Annotated in this window: 5 protein-coding genes; all 5 read right to left on the bottom strand. The window is 30.6% G+C overall.

What is annotated here, in order from left to right:
- Nucleotides 1–253: 253 nt before the first annotated feature.
- From CP366_RS10170 to CP366_RS10150, 5 genes are read right to left on the bottom strand one after another with little or no spacing between them, the layout of a single operon-like run.
- Entirely contained in the window at nt 254–625 is a 372-nt protein-coding gene (locus CP366_RS10170; RefSeq protein WP_089148106.1) for a PTS glucitol/sorbitol transporter subunit IIA, read from the bottom strand.
- A gap of 14 nt (nt 626–639) precedes the next feature.
- Nucleotides 640–1,656, bottom strand: coding sequence for a PTS glucitol/sorbitol transporter subunit IIB (locus CP366_RS10165; RefSeq protein WP_089148107.1), 1,017 nt, complete (start codon nt 1,654–1,656; stop codon nt 640–642).
- Nucleotides 1,657–1,683: 27 nt separating this feature from the next.
- Entirely contained in the window at nt 1,684–2,232 is a 549-nt protein-coding gene (locus CP366_RS10160) for a PTS glucitol/sorbitol transporter subunit IIC (RefSeq protein ID WP_089148108.1), read from the bottom strand.
- A gap of 20 nt (nt 2,233–2,252) precedes the next feature.
- A complete protein-coding gene (locus CP366_RS10155; RefSeq protein ID WP_089148109.1) occupies nt 2,253–2,756 on the bottom strand; it encodes a transcriptional regulator GutM in 504 nt (167 codons plus the stop codon).
- A gap of 1 nt (nt 2,757) precedes the next feature.
- Nucleotides 2,758–3,732 carry a PTS sugar transporter subunit IIA gene (locus CP366_RS10150; RefSeq protein ID WP_089148110.1) on the bottom strand — a complete coding sequence of 325 codons (975 nt, stop codon included), beginning with the start codon at nt 3,730–3,732 and terminating at the stop codon, nt 2,758–2,760.
- Nucleotides 3,733–3,845 lie beyond the last annotated feature (113 nt).

Below are 3,845 nucleotides of genomic sequence, written 5' to 3'. Positions count from 1 at the left end.
TTTTTTTGTTCAAACCAATCATACGAGAAAGGAACTCCTTTTTCTAATGTTTAAAGAAATAAATTTAAGGAATCATTCATCCTTACACAAACTATTTTACAGTCTCAATAAAGGTTCTGGTATAGTCTGATATATTTCAAGTTTTTGTTAATCAATATATTTTTTATTATTTTTTAATTGTTAAGTACTTTATTTTAAAATACGAACTAGAACCTATACTTTGATATTAACTAATTCAAAAATTAGCTAAAATTTAATAAATTGTAACTCTAGTGCCTATTTTAATATTAGGAAATTCTTTTTTCTCAACATATAGTGATCCCGGAAGCTCCGCAGCTTCATCACCAGTGAATCTCACAGCAATATGACCTAAATTTTTAAGATTAGTATTCACTTCATTGCCAACTGCTGTAATCAAATAGTCATGATCACCTATTCTTAAAGTCATGCCTTTTTTTATTTCACCATTAACATCATTTAAATCAATAATGAAGCAGGAATCTTTTAATATACTTGGAGCTTCTGGTCCAAAGAAAATTAGCATATTTATTGATTTAAAATCTTGTGCTTCCTTACCTATTTCTCTAACTTTTGTTTCAAAAATACTTTTTGTTCCAACGCTCATAATTACTATTCCTGTTACTTTCCACTATACAATCCAAAGCTTGCTAACCAAGCTACAAAAACTCTTGGAACACCATTGATAAACCTTGAGTAAAGTACTGAGGTTACACCAACTTCAACAGTTTTAGCATCTGCATCCATTAATCCTAAACCAACTGGAATAAAGTCACAACCATTTTGCGTATTAATAGCAAACAAAGCCGGAAGTGCATATTGTGGTGCAATATTTCCTTTACCAATTTCAACGCCAATTAAAGTTCCTATTATTTGACCAATAACAGCTCCAGGTCCAAGTAATGGAGACAAGAATGGAAGTGAGCAAATAAATCCTAAGACCATTAATCCCCATACATTACCTGCAAGTGGAGTCATTAGCTTAGCAAACCATTTACCAATACCGGAACCATTAATGAAACCGATCAGAAGAGATACAAATGCCATAAATGGTAAGATGGTTTCAATAACTGTTTTTACAGATTTCTTAGCAGCTTGATTGAAAGTTGCAACAATTTTACCAATTCCAATACCGATTTTACCTACCCAACTTCCTTTATCACTTTGTTGAGTAATTGTCTTACTGGTATCTATAGTTTCACTTTCTTTTTTATCTTCATCAGAAGTTGAAGCAGTTTGTTCAGCTGTTTCGGTCTCATCAGACTGTTTGGCTAAAGAGATTTGATCAACATCTACTGCAGATACATAAAGTTCTGGAACAATAAAATCTGCTAACGGACCTGATTTTCCAGTTGGTAAGACATTGATTGTCTTAATTTTCTTCTTTGGATAAATACCACAACGTAGTGTACCACCACAATCAACTACAGCAACTGCTATTTCGTCATCTGGAATTGAAGTTTTAAAACCGTCAACTGCTTTCATCCCTGTAAGTTTAACAAGCTTATCAATAATTTTAGGACGATTCCCACCAGTAACATATAAAATTGTATGTTTTTGTTCAGTTGGAGTAATTACCAAAGGGCCTCCCCAGCCACCTGAACCACGAACAACTTTAACACTTCTCCACTTAGACATATTAATTCATCTACTTTCTAAAACTAATTAATGGAAGCCAACTTTCTTAGATAATTCAATTCCAGTTGTTCTACATACATAAGCTGTTGTAAAGTCTGTAATCCAACCACCAATAAAGTTCATTACTAAACCAACTAATAAGTATCTGATAGCCAAATCCATCGTATTCAAGCCTAATTTTTGAACACCGCTTGCAATACCTAACCAAATAAAGTATTCCGCAGGATTAATGTGTGGAAACACACCATTACTTGTATGACAGAATTGTGCACATGATGCATAATAACTTGGCTTGTAATATTCTGGTAAGAACTTACCCATTGTGTGAGCTAATGGATTACCTAACATAAATGCTGCTAAGAATGGAAGAACTAAATATCTCATGAATGGATTACTTGAAGATGCTTGCGCAAATTTATCCATTCTTTTTTGACCAATTAGAGCAATTAATGCATTCATAAATACCAACATAATAAGGACTAATGGAATAATTCCACTTACCCAACTAGAAAACTGTTTCCCACCTGCCTGGAACAAACCAATAAACCAGGTAGCAAATTTAATAATATACGACATTTTCTTTACCTTCTTTCGAACTATCTACTGAGTTTATTCTTTAGAAGTACAAATTTTGATGTTAGATCATTTTTCCACATTTGAAAGACTGGTAACGATAGAAAATTTGTATTTATACTTGTATCTAAATCAGATCGACTCATTTTTCCAGTCTTAAAGTTAATATAATTCCGATAAGCATTTAAGATGCACTCTTGAGTTAAAGAATCAAACTCTTGCATTTCATCATAAGAACTAGCCAATAAGGGTAATGACTTATTTTTTAATTTTTCTATTTTTTTGAATCTAGCAAAAATCGTAACGCCTTTCATAATTTCTGCATCTTGAATATTTGCTTCTTTATCAATATTCAGTAATAACAGAGTTCCTGCTCTCATCTTTTTGGGGTTCTTCCCTATCAGAACTTTGCCTTTTTTACACATCTTTCGAAATTCTTTAACAAAGTTTTGAATTTGTAAGAATCCCAAAACACTTTGTAATAAAAATACAACAGCAAGAATAATACAAATATACAAAATATTCATTTTATACACCCTCCGCTATTTGACCTAACTTTTTGGAATTATCATATTTTAAGAAATTACTATATAGAACACTATTACGAGAAATTAATTCAATTAGATCATAAACACGAGAAGTGGCATTTACTAAATCATCATTTAAAGTATTTGGAATGGCTATCAAAAATATAAGTTTTACTTCTCTATTTCTAAAAGATAATTTATTGTTAACAATTCCAACACTAATTAAGATTCGCTGTTTATTGGAACTATCTACTGCATGAGGGATTGCAATACCATTTGAAAAGATATTACCTATATCTTTCTCGCGGTTACTCCATTTTTCTTCAAAATCTTCATTGAATTCTCCCACCTTAACTTGATCAGCAATCAACTTTTTTACTTCTTCATGATAATTTTTTGCATTAATCTTAGTAACGAAAATTTTACAAAGATTTAATTCAGTAAGATGTTCAACTACAGATATTTGTAAGATAGTTGATAACGCTTCTGGTCTAAAAACAGTTCCAATATTGACAACTTGTGTTTTTGGGGAGGAGAAAGGTTTATCTGAAAATGCCATTAAATAATTACTTGGATCAACTTCATTAAATTTTGAAATAGAACTAAAATCTGTAGTTTTAAGTTGATCAAATACTTGCAAAAGTTTATTTTCAATAAAACTTTTAACTGAATTTCGAATAGATCCTATAAATGCAACATTCACTTCATCAGTGCGATTCTCAGTTCTTTCATCTAGGAACATTTGAAAATAGATAACACAATAATCAATTTCTTCTTGATTTACATGCACATGATAATTTTCTTCGATAGACTTAGAGAGATTAATTGAAAATTCTAATGAAATTGGATAATCTTTTGAAATACCTTTTGGCAATATTTCGGAAATACTTTCATGCAACAATGAACGATTTACTAAAAATAATAAATGCCATTTTATTCTTGAATATAAATTCTTAAAGTTTAATCCATATTTCAATAAGTTAGAGACCGTAAAATAGTTTGTGTAAGGATGAATGATTCCTTAAATTTATTTCTTTAAACATTAGAAAAAGGAGTTCCTTTCTCGTATGATTGGTTTGAACAAAAAAA

The sequence above is a fragment of the Lactobacillus sp. UMNPBX15 genome (assembly GCF_002553785.1).
Taxonomy (GTDB): domain Bacteria; phylum Bacillota; class Bacilli; order Lactobacillales; family Lactobacillaceae; genus Lactobacillus; species Lactobacillus crispatus.
Note: the sequence above shows the minus strand (reverse complement) of the source record. Positions and strands in the feature narration are given on the sequence as shown.